This window comes from Salegentibacter haimaensis, from assembly GCF_054121495.1.
On sequence record NZ_JBSYGH010000003.1, the window covers coordinates 123,951 to 140,279 of the forward strand.

14 protein-coding genes are annotated in these 16,329 nt (G+C 41.8%); 10 read left to right on the top strand and 4 right to left on the bottom strand.

Going from position 1 to position 16,329, the window contains the following annotated elements; translation table 11 throughout:
• Positions 1-10: 10 nt before the first annotated feature.
• Positions 11-334 (top strand): YbaB/EbfC family nucleoid-associated protein, encoded by a 324-nt coding sequence (locus ACW6QP_RS05080; RefSeq protein ID WP_457909769.1) that lies wholly within the window; start codon positions 11-13, stop codon positions 332-334.
• 35 nt (positions 335-369) lie between these two features.
• Here ACW6QP_RS05080 and ACW6QP_RS05085 read toward each other — a convergent pair whose 3' ends face one another.
• Positions 370-1,398 carry a threonine aldolase family protein gene (locus tag ACW6QP_RS05085; RefSeq protein WP_457909770.1) on the bottom strand — a complete coding sequence of 343 codons (1,029 nt, stop codon included), beginning with the start codon at positions 1,396-1,398 and terminating at the stop codon, positions 370-372.
• Positions 1,399-1,504: 106 nt separating this feature from the next.
• A complete protein-coding gene (locus ACW6QP_RS05090; protein WP_457909771.1) occupies positions 1,505-3,910 on the bottom strand; it encodes a zinc-dependent metalloprotease in 2,406 nt (801 codons plus the stop codon).
• 99 nt (positions 3,911-4,009) lie between these two features.
• Here ACW6QP_RS05090 and prfB point away from each other — a divergent pair.
• The 4 genes from prfB (at position 4,010) to ACW6QP_RS05110 (ending at position 8,544) form a co-directional block, all read left to right on the top strand.
• A protein-coding gene (gene prfB, locus ACW6QP_RS05095) for a peptide chain release factor 2 (protein ID WP_457909772.1) occupies positions 4,010-5,108 on the top strand; the annotation gives its coding sequence in 2 pieces (ribosomal slippage) (positions 4,010-4,072 and positions 4,074-5,108; 1,098 coding nt in all).
• Between the two features lie 61 nt (positions 5,109-5,169).
• Positions 5,170-5,511: an arsenate reductase (glutaredoxin) gene (gene arsC / locus ACW6QP_RS05100; RefSeq protein WP_457909773.1), complete on the top strand. Its 342-nt coding sequence runs from the start codon at positions 5,170-5,172 to the stop codon at positions 5,509-5,511.
• A 25-nt stretch (positions 5,512-5,536) separates the two neighbouring features.
• Positions 5,537-5,905, top strand: a complete 369-nt coding sequence (locus ACW6QP_RS05105; RefSeq protein ID WP_457909774.1) for a hypothetical protein — start codon at positions 5,537-5,539, stop codon at positions 5,903-5,905.
• 107 nt (positions 5,906-6,012) lie between these two features.
• Complete coding sequence (locus tag ACW6QP_RS05110; protein ID WP_457909775.1) at positions 6,013-8,544, top strand: TonB-dependent receptor domain-containing protein; 2,532 nt, start codon at positions 6,013-6,015, stop codon at positions 8,542-8,544.
• Positions 8,545-8,705: 161 nt separating this feature from the next.
• On the opposite strand, the gene ACW6QP_RS05115 is transcribed toward ACW6QP_RS05110, so the two are convergent.
• Positions 8,706-8,882, bottom strand: a complete 177-nt coding sequence (locus tag ACW6QP_RS05115) for a hypothetical protein (RefSeq protein ID WP_457909776.1) — start codon at positions 8,880-8,882, stop codon at positions 8,706-8,708.
• A 194-nt stretch (positions 8,883-9,076) separates the two neighbouring features.
• On the opposite strand from ACW6QP_RS05115, the gene fumC reads away from it, so the two are divergent.
• Positions 9,077-10,477, top strand: a complete 1,401-nt coding sequence (fumC, locus tag ACW6QP_RS05120) for a class II fumarate hydratase (RefSeq protein WP_457909777.1) — start codon at positions 9,077-9,079, stop codon at positions 10,475-10,477.
• 73 nt (positions 10,478-10,550) lie between these two features.
• Here the strand turns inward: fumC and ccsA are convergent, their stop codons facing one another.
• Positions 10,551-13,709, bottom strand: coding sequence for a cytochrome c biogenesis protein CcsA (gene ccsA / locus ACW6QP_RS05125; protein ID WP_457909778.1), 3,159 nt, complete (start codon positions 13,707-13,709; stop codon positions 10,551-10,553).
• A gap of 113 nt (positions 13,710-13,822) precedes the next feature.
• On the opposite strand from ccsA, the gene ACW6QP_RS05130 reads away from it, so the two are divergent.
• From ACW6QP_RS05130 to ACW6QP_RS05145, 4 genes are read left to right on the top strand one after another with little or no spacing between them, the layout of a single operon-like run.
• Positions 13,823-14,584 carry a Rossmann-like and DUF2520 domain-containing protein gene (locus ACW6QP_RS05130; protein ID WP_457909779.1) on the top strand — a complete coding sequence of 254 codons (762 nt, stop codon included), beginning with the start codon at positions 13,823-13,825 and terminating at the stop codon, positions 14,582-14,584.
• Positions 14,568-15,083 carry a KdsC family phosphatase gene (locus ACW6QP_RS05135; protein WP_457909780.1) on the top strand — a complete coding sequence of 172 codons (516 nt, stop codon included), beginning with the start codon at positions 14,568-14,570 and terminating at the stop codon, positions 15,081-15,083. Before ACW6QP_RS05130 ends, ACW6QP_RS05135 begins: the two co-directional genes overlap by 17 nt.
• Positions 15,080-15,406: a DMT family transporter gene (locus ACW6QP_RS05140; protein WP_457909781.1), complete on the top strand. Its 327-nt coding sequence runs from the start codon at positions 15,080-15,082 to the stop codon at positions 15,404-15,406. The genes ACW6QP_RS05135 and ACW6QP_RS05140 overlap by 4 nt, the downstream gene beginning before the upstream one ends.
• A gap of 4 nt (positions 15,407-15,410) precedes the next feature.
• Positions 15,411-16,325 carry a geranylgeranylglycerol-phosphate geranylgeranyltransferase gene (locus ACW6QP_RS05145; protein WP_457909782.1) on the top strand — a complete coding sequence of 305 codons (915 nt, stop codon included), beginning with the start codon at positions 15,411-15,413 and terminating at the stop codon, positions 16,323-16,325.
• Positions 16,326-16,329 lie beyond the last annotated feature (4 nt).

Sequence of the window (16,329 nt, forward strand, 5' to 3'; positions counted from 1 at the left end):
ACCGAAAAGTATGTTTGGAGATATGATGGGTATGATGAATAAAATCAAGGAAACCCAGGAGAAAGTTGAAGCCACAAAAGAGCGCTTAAAAACTGTAAGTATTGAGGAGAAATCGCAAGACGGCCTGCTAAGGGTAGAAATCACCGCCGCCCGGGAAATAAAAAATATCAATATAGATGATACTTTGCTTGAAGACAAAGAGCAATTAGAAGATTACCTGGTGCTTACCCTTAACAAAGCCATTGCCAGAGCTTCTGAAATGAACGAAGCCGAGCTCGCCGCCGTAGCCAAAGACGGAATGCCCGATATCCCGGGATTGGATATGTTTAAATAAAAAATAACCCCTGTCTTAACGGCAGGGGTTATTTTTTAAAGATTTATCTGGCCTAAAAATTCCAGGAATTTTTGATGCATTTCTTCTGTATAGTCCAGATGGGTTACTATTCGTAATTTCCCTTCCCCCATATTGCTTATTCTTATATTTTCTTTCTGGAGTTGGTCCATCAGGGCTTTTTCATCTTCAGCATTTTTAAGGTAGAAGATTATGATATTGGTTTCCACCTCTTCTACTTCGCCAATATATGATTGCTGCTGAAGTTTTTGTGCGATCTCCCTGGCTCTTTTATGATCTTCAGATAATCTGTCTATATGATTATCAAGCGCATAAATTCCTGCCGCAGCCATAAAGCCCATTTGGCGCATACCGCCTCCAAGAACTTTACGAACTCTCATTGCACCTTTCATCAGTTCTTTTTTACCGATTAAAACCGAACCCATAGGGGTACCCAAACCTTTAGATAAACACACCGAAATCGTATCGAATATCTTTCCGTAGGCTTTAGTATCTTCATTTTTTGCGACCAGTGCATTGAATAATCTTGCGCCATCCAAATGCAGCCCAAGGCCATGTGCATCACAAACCTTTCTAATCGCCTTGATTTCCTCAAAATCATAACAGGCTCCCCCACCTTTATTCGTGGTATTTTCAAGGCTAACCAAAGAAGTTAACGGACTATGATAAAAATCGGGGGCATTGATATTGGCCTCCACCTGGGTGGCGGTAATCATTCCGCGGCTGCCATCTATTAATTTACAGGAAACCCCGCTATTAAAGGAAACACCACCACCTTCATAATTATAAATATGGGCCCATTTATCACAAATCAATTGCTCGGCCGGGCGGGTATGTAATTTTATAGCGGCCTGGTTAGCCATAGTTCCGGTTGGAAAAAACAGGGCTTCGTCCATTCCAAACATAGAGGCCAGTTTTTCTTCCAGAGCGTTAACCGTGGGGTCTTCTTTATACACATCATCGCCTACTTCAGCGCTCATAATTGCCTGCAACATTCCGCTGGTGGGTTTGGTAACCGTATCGCTTCTTAAATCTATTTCTTTCATAAAAAAACTTTGTCATTTCCGTGAAGACGGAAATCTTATTTATTATTCTAATATCCTTTCATTTCTGCCCCTCCCAAAATCGGGATAAACTCCGGCGGAAATCTATTTATTCTAATCTTTCACTAAAACTCCCAATAGGACTCCCGTCGGGGATTTTAGGTGTTATGCTTTCAATTTTAAAATCTTCAGGATTTTCTCTGAATTGTTTGATCTCGCGCAGCATTAGTTTGTGCAAAGCCGATGCGCGACCCGAAAGCCAGCCTTCCAGATTATCAATTTCGGCATTTGTAAGGGCTCGAACCTGTGGAGTGGCTTTTTTATTGGCTGCCAGTGAAAGCATCTGCTCAAAAACTGCATAATTTACCACCTCCTGCACTGCATTGAGATAATTATCGCGATGGGATAGTCTTATAGTATTTGAAATCAGCTCTTTAAGAACATCATCCAGGCCCGGCTGTTTCTTATCGGTAGCCTTTTGCTGAACGAGCCTGGCGGCCCGTTCGGGATGCAATAGAAGTTCAAGGCTCATCTTTGCAGCTGTAGCAGGCGCTCCCAAAGCATCGAAAGCTACACCCGTATTGCTTTTAAAAGATTCCCTGCTTCGGCTAAAGCCAAATGCCCGAGGCGGAAAAAGCTTCAATTTAGATTCTGGAATAGCCAGAACTTCGGCATCCAGAGTTTTTAGAATTCCGTCTAAAGCACGTTTCTGAGTTTTGGGATCGAGGTTTTCCCAAATTTTTTCATTTCCGCCTTTTACTGCGTAATTATAATCCATCCCACCTATCAGTTTTACAGCCGCTTCGGTTTGATACCTATGGAAAAAATAAAGCGGCACAAAAACATCTTCAAGAACCGAGTAGGCTTCGTTTGTGCGAATATTTTCTTCAGAAAAATTCTCAATGGCCTTATTTCTAATTTTTAAAACCTCTTCCAATTCCTTCAAGGCATCTTCTCCATTATCCCATAAGTGAGCTTTTACGTGAGCGCCGCCCTGCGCCCGGGCATCGGTATCTGAGATAAACTGCAAACCTTTTTCGTGAGCTTCAGTCAAAACAGAATTCAAAAAATCTCTTTCCGAAGTATTTCCAGGAATATCGGCGTAGGAATATTTCACTGTAAATTTATCCCACTCGCCCATTCCGGTAGCGTAGGCATCACTAAAATCTATTTCTCCATTTTTTATGCTGAATTGCGGGTGCGGATAATCCATAACCGAACTCCTGCCCGAGGGGCTGGCCGCAAAATTATGAGCAAAACCAATGGTATGCCCAATTTCGTGTGCTGAAAGTTGACGAATCCTGGCCAAAGCCATCTCCATCATTTTTTCATGGTTCTTATCATCTTCAGCAAAAGGCCTGTTCATCAAGGCCTGGGCTATCATAAAATCCTGACGAATACGTAAGCTTCCAAGGCTCACGTGACCTTTAATAATTTCTCCTGTTCGGGGATCTACCACGCTGGCTCCATAACTCCACCCGCGGGTCGACCGGTGTACCCATTGAATTACGTTATACCGCACATCTAACGGGTCGGCATCTTCGGGCAGCATTTTTACCTGGAAAGCATCCTTATAGCCAATTTCCTCAAAAGCTTCATTCCACCACTTCGCCCCATCAAGTAAGGCTGATCTTACCGGCTCGGGAGTTCCGGGATCTAAATAATAAATAATGGGTTCTACTGCCTCGCTTTTTTCTGCCCCGGGATTCTTCTTTTCTAGCCGATGCCTAATGGCGAAACGCTTCTCTATAGGTTCAAAAACCGGGCTGGCATAATCCAGGTAAGAAATGTGAATCGCACCGCTTCGGGGATCAAAAATTCTTCTTTTATAGGCATCGTCGGGAAGTTTTACAAATGAGTGATGCTGCACCACACTTATATTTTTGGTATTGGGAACTACACTTTGCAAGGTTCTTCCTTTGGCTTCGCCCTCAAAAGTGAGTAGGGCCTCAAATTCTACATTTTCAGGAAAAGCTTTGGTGCGCTCCAGGCTAAGGGCGCTTTTGCTTTTGTCTAATTTATAAGTGCCATACTCCCCTTTCTTTAATTTCTCGGCTACTCCGTGCGCATCCTCAATTAAGAAAGGTGTAAAATCTATTATTTGTGCTCCGTCTTTTTCCTCCTTGATCTCAAAGCCAAAGAGCACCGATTGGGCAAAGGCCTGCTCCACGCTTTTTCTTTCAGCAGAATTTTCAGTTTCTGCCCTGTATTTCTGGTTGGGTTGAATCAGCAATAATTTTTTCCCGGCTTTTATGAATTTAACAACCACGCCGCCACCCAATTGTCCGCGGTCAAGGCCCACATCATTAGAACCTACGCCACTGGCCAGGAAATGTGTATATAAAAATTCGGTATCGAGTTTATCGACTTCCAGGTAGATTTCGTCTTCCTCTTCATTATAGTAAAAATCAAAAAAGCCTTCATAGGATTTTAAATCTTCTTTTTCCTCTAAGAATTGTGCATTTCCAAATTGTGAAATACTGAAGAACAAGACAATAAGCAGCAGTCGATTCATTGAAATAATTTTGCAGAGGTCTAAAACTATAAAATTATCGTTAAATACTTTCCTGTAGGGCCCTTTAATTCTATTTTTACGCTCAAAATTGAGATAAAAATGGTCACGATTGAAAGGGTTAAAGACCTCAGAGAGCGCCTTGGTGCGTTAAGGAGGTATCTTTGACATTGATGCCAAACAAATAGAAATCACCAACCAGGAAGAAAAAACCTTTGCCCCCGATTTTTGGGAAAATCCGCAAAAAGCCGAATTGCTTATGCGCGAACTCAATGCCGAAAAGAAATGGGTTCAGGATTTTTTCGATGCCGAAGCTCAGGTAGAAGACCTGGAGGTATTATTCGAATTTTTCAAAGAGGGAGAAGCCGATGCGGCCGATGTTGAGGAGAAAGAGAAAAATGCGACAGGTTTAATCGAAGACCTGGAATTCAGAAATATGCTTTCTGAAGAAGGTGACAGCCTTAGTGCCGTGCTTCAAATCACCGCCGGAGCCGGTGGAACCGAGAGTTGTGACTGGGCAGAGATGCTTATGCGTATGTATTTGATGTGGGCCGAAAAGCGTGGCTACAAAATCAAAGAGCTCAACTACCAGGCCGGGGAGGTTGCAGGAATTAAAACCGTTACCCTGGAAATTGAAGGCGAATTTGCTTTTGGATGGCTAAAAGGTGAAAACGGGGTGCATCGCCTGGTGCGAATTTCCCCATTTGATAGTAATGCCAAGCGACATACCTCTTTTGCTTCAGTATACGTTTATCCTTTGGCCGATGATACCATCGAGATAGACATAAATCCATCTGAAATTTCCTGGGAAACTATGCGATCTTCAGGAGCCGGAGGTCAAAATGTGAACAAGGTAGAAACAGCCGTGCGCCTTCGCCACGCCCCTACCGGGATTGTTATTGAAAATTCTGAAACCCGCTCACAACTGGAGAATAAAACCAAAGCTATGCAGTTGCTTAAGAGCCAGTTATATGAAATTGAGCTTCAGAAACAACAGGCACAACGCCGGGAAATCGAGGACTCCAAGATGAAAATTGAATGGGGATCACAGATCAGAAATTATGTGATGCATCCCTATAAGCTGGTAAAAGATGTGCGAACAGCCGAAGAAACAGGGAATGTAGACGCTGTGATGAATGGAGATATAGACCAGTTTTTAAAGGCTTATCTTATGATGATGGGCCAACGGCATGAAGATTGATAATGGTTTTTAATATTAAAGAATATTGTTTATTTTAAATCGGAAAAAATAATTTTCAAAAATGATTACGATATACCATAACACACGCTGCAGAAAGTCACGGGAAGGCCTGGAAATTGTTCAGGAATCTGGCCGGGATTATAAGGTACGGGAATATCTAAAAGACCCCTTAACTGAGGAAGAACTCTCCAAACTTTTACACAAATTGAATTTCAGTCCTATTCAACTGGTGAGAAAAACCGAGAAAATCTGGAAAGAAAATTATAAGGACAGAGATCTGAGTGAAGAGGAGTTAATTAGCATTATGGTTAAACATCCAAAACTTATTGAACGGCCCATAGTTGAAACCGAAAAACAGGCGGTAGTTGGGCGACCGCCAACCGATATAAAGGAAATCTTATAAATTAATAAATTTAAGCTAGTAAAAAATGAAGACCAGAAACAGCATAGCACTTATAGGATTAGCAGGATTGCTGGTTACGGGATATGTTCTCACACAAATCTATACCGATAAAAAAACCCGAAAAGAATTACAGGAAATAGCTCACGAATTAGCTTATACCTGGAAAAAAGAACTGGGACTTACCGAAGAACAAATGTTTTTACTGGAAGATATCATTATAGAATATACTATTAAAAAGAATGAGATCATCAATTCGGCCTTAAGCGATGATAGGATCATCACCAAACTTAAGGCTATTCGTGAAGAGGAGCACCGGGATCTTAGGGAATTCCTTAGCGAAGAGCAATTTGATGCCTATATTCAAACCAATAAAAAAATGACCCGAAAAGCTTAATTTCTGTTTCACAGGAATTTGAGATTTTTCTGGCGTTTTAACTCAAAATTAACCCCAATGGCTTTAAACCATTGGGGTTTTTTGATGTCCTACCTATAAAATTTTCTATGACCTCCAAAAATCTATTGTCGCTAACCGCGCTTTTGTTTTTTTTAGCCTTCAGTATCCCGGGGCTTGCTCAAAATAACCCATACACCATTTCTGGAAAAGTAATCGACGACGATCTTGAAGTTCCTTTAGAATATGCCACAATCTCTGTGGTAAATGCAAACGACCCCCAGGATCTCACCGGGACGGTTACCGATGCTGAAGGAAATTTTGAAGTTGAAGTTCCCGAGGGCAATTATAATATCATAGTAGAATTCATCTCTTACGAAAAGAAAAATTTCAACAACCGCAGTGTAAATGCCGATGTAAACTTAGGCACTATAAGGTTGGGAATAGCATCAGACAGTCTAGATGAAGTGGTGGTTCGGGCAGAAACTACCGAGGTAGATGTGCGGCTGGACAAAAAGATCTATAATATCGGAAAAGATCTCACCACCTCGGGAGGAACCGTTAGCGACGCCCTTAATAACGTGCCTTCTGTTTCTGTTGATGTGGAAGGCGGAATTAGCCTTCGCGGAAATGAAAATGTTCGAATTTTAATCAACGGAAAACCTTCGGCTATGGCCGGGTTTGGAGATACTAATGTTTTGAGTCAGCTTCCCGCTGAAGCTATTGAACGCGTTGAAGTGATTACTTCTCCTTCTGCCCGTTATGATGCTGAAGGTACCGCAGGTATTTTAAATATCATCCTACGCCAGCAGGAAACCCTTGGATTTAATGGCTCTTTAAATCTAAATGCCGGTCATCCCGATAATTATGGAGTTTCAGCCAACCTTAACTACCGTACCGAAAATTTCAACCTTTTCTCTAACCTGGGTTGGAGATATTTCGATGCTCCACAAAGAGGTTTTAATGACACCGAATATCTCAACAGATTTAACCGGAACGGAGAACTCATCGAACCTGAGTTCGACCGAATATTTGAAGACCGAAACACCCAGCGTTTAAACCGTAACTACAATGCCAATGTAGGAATGGAATATTTTCTTACCGAAAGTAGTTCTCTTACCGCCAGCCTGTTCTATCGGTATGGAGAAGATGCCGATCTTACCGAAAATGAAAGCCGCAGGTTTAATTCGGGAAGTTTAACCGAAGAAACTCTTAGAACCGAAGAGCAAAGAGAAAATGACAATCGTTACCAGGTAGCTCTTAATTATATCAATAGATTCGATGATAAAGGTCACGAACTTACCGCCGATTTCCAGTTTGACAACCGTCGTGAAAATGGGAGGACTTTTATTGAAGAGGAGGCCATAATAGCCGGTCCCAATTTTGAACCTATTCCTTACGAACGGGTGACGGCCAAAGAAAAAAGTAGGGACTACCTTTTCCAGGCCGATTACGTTTTGCCGTTTGGAGAAGAGTCTCAATTTGAAGCCGGTTACCGCGGTACTTTTGAAACCGATGAAACCGATTATACCTTGAGATTTGAAGAGATTGGAACAGGGGGAGAAATTGTAGACCCCTTTCTAACCAATATTTTCACCTTTACTGAAAATGTAAATGCACTCTACACTCAATATGGCTCAAAATTTGGCGAAAATTTTTCTTTCCTACTTGGCTTAAGGCTTGAAAATACCCAGCTTAAAGGTAATATCGATTCTATGCTTAGCCAGGAGGAGCTTCGTGAAGAATTCGGCTTTCCTATAGAAACCGATTTTGACAATAATTACCTGGGCTTATTTCCAACGGTGAATTTAATTTATGAATTAGGAGAAAGAGAAAACATCACCCTGGGCTATAACCGAAGAATCAACCGCCCCAGAGGCTGGTTCCTTAACCCCTTCCCATCACGAAGCAGCCGTACCAACGTTTGGCAGGGTAACCCCAACTTGCAACCTGCTTTTGCCAGCGCCTACGATTTGGGATACTTAAAACGCTGGGACAAATTAACTTTCAATACCTCGGTGTATTATCAGTATGAAACCGATAGTTTTGAGCGCGTAGAAGAAAATACCGGCCAGGTAACTACCGATGGGATAGACATTATAAGAACCATACCTATTAACCTTTCTACCAACGAGCGCATTGGTGCAGAATTAGGCTTGCTTTATAATCCTGCAAAATGGCTTAGGTTAAATGGTAGCTTCAACTTTTTCCAGTTCAATACTTCAGGAGAGTTTAACGGGGTAGATTATGGTGCAAAAAATACCAGTTATTTTGGTAGATTTAGTTCTAAGGTGAGCCTTCCGGCGAAAATAGAATGGCAAACCAACGCCTTTTACCGCGGGCCTCAGGAAAATGCGCAAACCAAAACCGAAGGCATCTTCAGCATAGACCTCGCATTGAGCAAGGATATTTTAAATGATAATGCCACTCTATCACTTAACGTAAGAGACCTTTTAAATTCCAGAAAAAGAAATTCGTTTACCAATACCGAATTTTTCAACCGGGAAAGCGAATTTCAATGGAGAGTTAGACAAATTACCGTTTCGTTGATCTATAGATTTAATCAGCAAAAACGTGAGCAGGATCGTCGCAGAAGAAATGGCGGCGATGGCGATATGGATGACGAGGGTTTTGATGGATAACCCAAAAATATATTCCAATAGAAAATGGCTGCCTTTACGAGCAGCCATTTTTTATTGAACTAAAATAACTTTTCAGAACTAACTTCAAACGAAGATTAGTTTAATGATAAAAATTAAGGAATAAAAAAACCGTCCAAAAATTACTTTCAGGACGGTTATTTTTATGCTTTTTCTTCTTTGGCTCTTTTCCTTTCTTCTTTCTTCTCTTTAATAAGTTCGGCAACAGAACCGCCAATCCAGTAAGGAACAAAGGCCATTAGGAAAATCATTAGCCAGAAGCCTATAGTGGCTATGCCAAGAAAAGCCAAAAAACCGAGGTATTGATCGAATTCGAACATAACTTCCAGAAATTTTTGAATAGGCTTCAAAGATATAAAGTCTTGATGGCTTATCACAATTAATTCTTCTTTATTTACGCAATCAAGGGCTTTCCCGCTGGTTTTATTGTATTTAAAGCCTAAAATTTTAATGCTTTTTAGAGCTTAAAAAAGCCGCTAACTTGTAAATTTGTAGCACAACCAATATTATAATTATGGAATACAGAATAGAAAAGGATACTATTGGAGAAGTTAAGGTCCCCGCCGATAAACTCTGGGGGGCACAAACCGAACGCTCCCGAAATAATTTCAAAATTGGCCCACCGGCCACTATGCCCCTGGAAATCATCTACGGATTTGCATACCTTAAAAAAGCTGCGGCTTACACCAACTGCGAACTCGGAGTTTTACCTGTCGAAAAACGGGATTTTATCGCACAGGTTTGCGACGAGATCCTGGCCGGGAAACACGATGATCAATTTCCCCTGGTGATCTGGCAAACCGGTAGCGGTACTCAGAGTAATATGAACGTAAATGAGGTAATCGCCAACCGTGCGCATCAACTTGCAGGTAAAAATCTGGGCGAAGAAGGTGAAAAAACGCTTTCTCCCAACGACGATGTGAATAAATCTCAGTCATCAAACGATACCTTCCCTACCGGAATGCATATCGCGGCCTATCAAAAAGTGACTAAAAATACGCTTCCGGGGCTCCGAAAACTAAGAGATACCTTAAAGAAAAAATCTGAAGAATTTAAGCAGGTAGTAAAAATTGGCCGCACCCACTTTATGGATGCCACTCCCCTAACCCTGGGTCAGGAATTCAGCGGATACGTAGCTCAGTTAGACTACGCAATCAACGCGCTTGAAAACACCCTGCCACACCTTGCCGAATTGGCTCTGGGAGGAACTGCGGTCGGGACAGGTCTTAACACACCTAAAGGATACTCAAAAAGAGTAGCCGAATTTATCGCGAAATTTACCGAAATGCCCTTTATATCGGCTGCCAATAAATTTGAAGCCCTTGCTGCCCACGATGCTTTTGTAGAAACACACGGCGCTTTAAAACAGGCTGCGGTGGCACTAAATAAAATAAGTAATGATATTAGAATGCTGGCCTCGGGACCTCGAAGCGGGATCGGAGAGATCAATATTCCCGCCAATGAACCCGGTTCTTCCATTATGCCCGGAAAGGTAAACCCCACCCAGTGCGAGGCCTTAACTATGGTTTGCGCCCAGGTAATGGGCAATGATGTTGCTCTAAGCGTGGGTGGAATGCAGGGACAATTCGAATTGAATGTGTTTAAACCGGTGATGGCAGCTAATTTGCTTCAAAGTGCACAATTAATTGGCGACGCCTGTGTTTCCTTTGAAGAAAATTGTGCCAGTGGAATAGAAGCCAATACTCCAAGAATTCAGGAGCATTTAAATAATTCGCTCATGCTGGTAACTGCCCTTAATACCAAAATTGGTTATTACAAAGCAGCAGAGATCGCAAACGAAGCTCACAAAAATGGCACTACCCTAAAGCAGGAAGCAGCCCGCCTGGGTTATGTAACCGAAGAGCAATTCGATGAATGGGTGAACCCAAAAGATATGGTTGGAGGATTAAAATAATATGCTCAGACCAGCAAATAAAAAAAATCCTGCTCCCGGGCAGGATTTTTTTATGTTTAATATCGAAAAAACCTTATTTCTTCGAATAATATTTCTGAAACCTCCAGTAGGAAACTGCTCCTAAAACTCCTACCACAGCGATGGAATAATAAACAAAGCTCGGCGTGATCACCTTATCTCCACTGGCGTAAGAATGCAAGCCTGAAAGGTAAAAATTCACCCCAAAATAGGTCATAAGTATACTCGCAAAAGCAACAATCGCCATAAAATTAAAGAACCAGCGGCTTCTTAAACCGGGTACCAGTCGCATATGAATTACAAAGGCATAAACCATAATACTTATCAACGCCCAGGTCTCTTTTGGATCCCAACCCCAGTAACGGCCCCAACTTTCATTAGCCCATTGGCCTCCCAGGAAGTTTCCTATAGTTAGCATTACCAGGCCAACGGTTAGCGCCATTTCAGTAATAATAGTGATTTCTTTGATGTTCAATTCCATTTTTTTCTTGTTCTTGGAATTGGTAAGTATCATTAAAATAAGTGCTACCACACCCAAAATCATTCCCAACGTAAAAGGGCCGTAACTTCCAACAATTACCGAAACATGTATCATTAACCAGTAAGAATCCAAAACCGGTTGTAAATTCGCTATTGCCGGATCCATCCAGTTCCAATGAGCAATCATAAGGATCATCGCAGTTACAAAGGCTGTAGAGGCGATGGTAAGATCACTTTTACGACCAAAAGCCAACCCGAAGAACATAGTCGCCCAGGCCACATAAATCATAGATTCATAGGCATCACTCCAGGGCGCGTGACCCGAGATATACCAGCGGGCAATAAGCCCAAAAGTGTGAAGCGCAAATAGCAAAGCGATTACCACTATACTTCCGTTTATAATAAGCCTTATAGGTTTGTTATCATAGAAAATTTGCAGAATTACCACGATCAACATAAACAGCCCGGCAAGCATATACATCCAGAATAAATTCCTGAAAATGTCATACTTATTGTAAGCGATCTCGGCTTCAATTTTTTCTTTTGAAGGCAATACTTCTGAACCATATTTCTTCTGAAAGCCTTTTATACTTTCCAAAAATTGATTGGCTTTGGTATAATCTCCCGATTTTCTTGCCTCTTCCAAAGCGCTCATATAAAGCGGAAGCACCTGCTGGGTATAGACAGAGTCCATCCCCTTAAAACCACTTTCGGCAGCTTCGGGATAGGAAACCCATTTATTGTTTTCGTGTTCAGGAATGGGGAAAATTCGTAAAATTTTTCCCTGCAAAGCCTGGTACAGCAAATTCACCTTTTTATCGGTTTCTATATAATCTTTCTGAAACTGATTGGGCACCCCGGCCTGATAAGCTTCTTCAAGGTAAGGCGCCAGCATATAATTCCCTTCCTGATCAAAGAAATCGGTTAGGGCAAGATATTTTTGATCTTCAGGAACATTAACCAAATGCCTGATGCTATCATTTTTTGGTTTTACATAGATTAGAGGTACTGTATACCAAACCGCGGGGTTTTCGGTCATCGAGATGAGCACCTGGTCTGAGCTCATATCCTTATATTCATCCTTTTTACTCAGCTTCCGAAGCAATTCAGAAGAATAGGTATTAGCGGGTTTCATCCTACCCCCGGCATCCTGGATTACCAGTTTCCCGAATTCGGCTGCGTGATTTTTCTCCACAGCATTCGCCTGAATCATCGAGTCTATTTGCCGCTGAGCGGTTTGAATGTGCTCGTGGTCGCGAGTATCCTGAGCAAAACCGGCAGTAGAAATAAGCAAAAATGCGATTACAGTGCTCAATTTCTTCTTTTTGTCTTTTACCTTTTCAAGCATATCTTTTAAGTTTCCAAAACGGGAACCTTTGGCAAACAACAGCCACATAAGTCCTATGTATAAAAGCGTGTATCCAATATAAGTGATCCAGGTACCCCAGTAATCGTGATTTACCGAAAGCACAGTTCCTTTCTCATCGGGATGAAAACTGGACTGGAAAAACCGGTATCCCTTATGGTCCAGAACGTGATTCATATAGATTTCGTAAGGAAAGTTTTCCTCGTCTTCCTGCACTACTTCCACCACACTTTTAAAAGATGAGTAACTTTTTTCGGTTCCAGGATATCTTTCGGCGATGAAATCTTCCAATCTAATACTGAAGGGAAGTTCTATTTCCTTAGACCCGTAATTCACATAAATATCGAGCCCGGCCAGGCTAACTTTTTTCGGCTCATTCACAAACCCCTGGCCGCCAAGCAGGCTAACTACTTCGCTCTCCCCCTCAGAAGTTACTTTTAATCGCAACCCATCGGGCTGATTTTCGGCTTTTTGCGGAGTTTGAATAATTTCGTACTTCCCTTTCACCACAGGCTCAGGAATCACAAATTGCATATTCCCGATATTGTATAGCGATCTCAGCATCAAATTTTGAGTACTGTCCTTAAAAAGCTCTCCCTGGGCCTGATCGGCCATACGCATATAGTCTCCCTCAAATGGAGAGGTAATGGTATAATCTCCCGAGGCTTCATCATATTCAATATTAATGGCACCTTCAGTAGGATTATTTAGCGTGAAAAGCACATTATGAATGTTTTCTACCTCGCCTTCTTTGAGAAAATGATCGTGCCGATCGCCATCGCCTGCTTCTACAATCTTTAAATAGTTTTCCCCGTCAAGGCTGGGAACTAGATCTTCCTTTGCTCCGTGCAGAAACTCCAGGACTTCAACTTTAACAGGCTGGCCGTTATAATCGGTATTTAGGCTATAATCGTTTTCGGTTTCTACCGCAAAAAGCACGGGCTCTTCAAGAAATCTTCGGCGGGGTTCGCCATTAATCTCCCCGTCTATAAAAGTAGTGAGATAGGTTTTTTCTGAAAGAAATACATTGGTGGTCTCCCCTTCCCGAATAGGCATCATCCCTTCATAACTAATATAACGGGTAATAAAAGCGCCCAGCAGAATTAAAATAAAGGAAAGGTGCATCACCAAAGAAGACCATTTTTCTCTTTTATGAAGTTGATATCTCTTGATGTTTCCGAGGAAATTGATCATAAAGAAGAGCATAATCCCTTCAAACCACCAGGTGTTATAGATCATAACTCTGGCAGTTTCAATACTATACTCATTTTCTATAAAGGTTCCCAGGGCAAGAGAAACGGCAAAAACTATAAAAAGAACCGCCATAATGCGGGTGGAGAAGATAACAGAGGCAATTTTTTTCTGCATGAAGATAAACTTTAATCGGCTGCAAATTTAGGGATTTAAAACCAGTTAACCGGGGAATTTGGACTTCAATCTCCCGAATTTCAGGACAGCGTTTTTTTTAATAATTTAGCCGCATGATTCAGCTGGTAATTTTAGGCGCGGGTAACCTGGCCACCCATTTAGTAGATGCAGTTTTAAAGGCCCCCAACCTGCAGCTGAAGCAGGTTTACAACCACAGGCCAGAGAGTTTAAAAGCCTTTGAGAATAAAGTTCAGGTATGTTCTAAAATCGAAGACCTGGCCAATGCCGATATATATATCCTGGCTTTAAAAGATGACGCCATTAGCGCAACAGCCCGATTTTTTGAAAATTCAGAGGCACTGGTGGTACATACTTCCGGTGGGGTAGAGATGAAAGTTTTGGCGCATTTAAGAAATTATGGAGTTTTCTATCCGCTTCAAACTTTTTCGAGATCAAGAGCGGTAGATTTCAGCAAAATTCCCGTTTGCCTGGAAAGCAATTCAGAAAAAAATTTAGACAAATTAAAACAGCTGGCCATAAGCCTGCAGGCCCCAATTTATGAGGTAGATTCGCAGCAAAGGAAAAGCCTTCATGTCGCGGCCGTTTTTGTAAATAATTTCAGCAATCATCTCTTTAGCCTGGGAGCTGAAATTTGTAAAGAAAACCAGCTTCCTTTTGAAATCCTAAAACCGCTAATTACAGAAACAACTGCAAAACTGGAAGAATTAAATCCCAGAGAAGCCCAAACGGGCCCTGCTTTACGAGGAGATCAAAAAACCATAGAATCGCACCTTTCCCAACTCGGGGGCACTAAAAATGAAATATATAAACTACTCACAAAATCGATTATCGAATTTCATGGAAAAAAGCTATAAAGAATATCTCAACCAGATTAAATGTTTCGTTTTCGACGTAGACGGGGTCTTAACCGACGGCAGCATTCAGATTAGCACTCAGGGCGAGTTGCTGCGTACAATGAATATGAAAGACGGTTACGCGATGAAAGCCGCCCAGCAGGCAGGATACACGGTATGCATAATTTCAGGAGGGAAAAATGAAGGCGTGCGCTCCCGCTTAAGAGGCCTGGGCCTAACCGATATTTATTTAGGTGTTGATGATAAGGTGGAACAATTAGATGAGTTTCTCGACATCTATAATATTTCCCGGGATGAAGTCTTATATATGGGCGACGATATCCCCGATTATTATGTAATGCAGGATGTGGGTCTTCCCTGCTGCCCCCAGGATGCCGCAGCCGAGGTAAAAGCCATCTCAAAATATATTTCCCATAAAAAAGGCGGGAAGGGCTGCGTGCGCGATGTGATCGAGCAGGTGATGAAAGTTCAGGGAAAATGGATCTCTTCTGAAGAATGAATTGGCTAATTCTCATTCTTGCCGGACTTTTTGAAGTAGGATTCGCCTTTTGCCTGGGCAAAGCCAAATTTAGCAGCGGCAATACCGAAAAGTTATGGCTGCTGGGTTTTCTGGTTTGCCTGTCGCTGAGTATGGGCCTTCTGTACAAAGCCACCCAAACGCTGCCTATAGGCACAGCCTACGCTGTTTGGACCGGAATCGGTGCTGTGGGTACTGCCTTACTGGGAGTTATCATTTTTAAAGAACCGGCTCATTTTTGGCGAATCTTTTTTCTCACCAGCCTCATAATTTCAATAATCGGATTAAAAATAGTTTCAGAATAAATTTATGCCAGCCCTCCTTAAACTCATTCGACCCGCTAATCTTCTCTTCATAGCCCTTACCCAGATTTTAATAAAATATGCCCTGTTGCATAATTTTGGAGCCAGTATCATGCTTAATGGCTTTGGCTTTAGCCTTTTGGTTCTGGCCAATCTATGCCTGGCTGCAGCCGGTTATATTATTAATGACATCTACGACCAGGAAGCCGATCGCATTAATAAACCCGAAAAACTCATCGTTGGAAAGTATATTTCAGAAAATACCGCCTTTAACTGGTTTTTCGCCTTGAATATTATTGGAGTTGGCCTGGGCTTTTACCTGGCCAATATGGTAGGCTACCCGGTATTTTCAGGAATTTTCGTGTTTAGCTCTGCGGTTTTATATCTGTACGCAGCTTACCTGAAACAGGTTCCCCTAATGGGAAATATTCTGGTGAGCTGTTTTGTAGGCGGCGTGGTAATACTTGTAGGTTTATTTGAATTGTTACCGCCTATAAATGCGCAGAACAAACAGGTACAATCCCTGCTGTTTTCCATACTTCTGGATTATGCAATTTTTGCTTTTCTCATCAATCTTTTACGGGAAATGGTGAAAGACCAACAGGATGTACGGGGCGATCATAACACCGGCAGAAAAACCCTGGCGGTTATTTTAGGCAATGATCGCAATAATAAATTGATATTTTTTGTGGCATTAATTCCGCTGCTGCTTATTCTGCATTATATGTACACTTACCTGTTTCATAACCTGGTAGCGGTGCTATACGTTTTGTTGTTGCTTATTGCACCTCTACTTTATGTAATGGTTCGAATTTGGGCGGCCTCAGGAAAAAAGGACTATAAACACCTGAGCCTAATCCTGAAAATTATCTTATTTTTCGGATTAATATCCATCGCTTTTTTACCTTTTATTTTAAACTAAAATT

Coding starts and splice junctions, on each gene's coding strand:
- ACW6QP_RS05115 (WP_457909776.1), bottom strand. CDS start 8,882: ATGTTCGAATTCGATCAATACCTCGGTTTTTTGGCTTTTCTTGGCATA.
- ACW6QP_RS05110 (WP_457909775.1), top strand. CDS start 6,013: ATGACCTCCAAAAATCTATTGTCGCTAACCGCGCTTTTGTTTTTTTTA.
- ACW6QP_RS05135 (WP_457909780.1), top strand. CDS start 14,568: ATGGAAAAAAGCTATAAAGAATATCTCAACCAGATTAAATGTTTCGTT.
- ACW6QP_RS05090 (WP_457909771.1), bottom strand. CDS start 3,910: ATGAATCGACTGCTGCTTATTGTCTTGTTCTTCAGTATTTCACAATTT.
- arsC (WP_457909773.1), top strand. CDS start 5,170: ATGATTACGATATACCATAACACACGCTGCAGAAAGTCACGGGAAGGC.
- fumC (WP_457909777.1), top strand. CDS start 9,077: ATGGAATACAGAATAGAAAAGGATACTATTGGAGAAGTTAAGGTCCCC.
- ACW6QP_RS05105 (WP_457909774.1), top strand. CDS start 5,537: ATGAAGACCAGAAACAGCATAGCACTTATAGGATTAGCAGGATTGCTG.
- ACW6QP_RS05080 (WP_457909769.1), top strand. CDS start 11: ATGTTTGGAGATATGATGGGTATGATGAATAAAATCAAGGAAACCCAG.
- ACW6QP_RS05085 (WP_457909770.1), bottom strand. CDS start 1,398: ATGAAAGAAATAGATTTAAGAAGCGATACGGTTACCAAACCCACCAGC.
- ACW6QP_RS05130 (WP_457909779.1), top strand. CDS start 13,823: ATGATTCAGCTGGTAATTTTAGGCGCGGGTAACCTGGCCACCCATTTA.
- ccsA (WP_457909778.1), bottom strand. CDS start 13,709: ATGCAGAAAAAAATTGCCTCTGTTATCTTCTCCACCCGCATTATGGCG.
- ACW6QP_RS05140 (WP_457909781.1), top strand. CDS start 15,080: ATGAATTGGCTAATTCTCATTCTTGCCGGACTTTTTGAAGTAGGATTC.
- ACW6QP_RS05145 (WP_457909782.1), top strand. CDS start 15,411: ATGCCAGCCCTCCTTAAACTCATTCGACCCGCTAATCTTCTCTTCATA.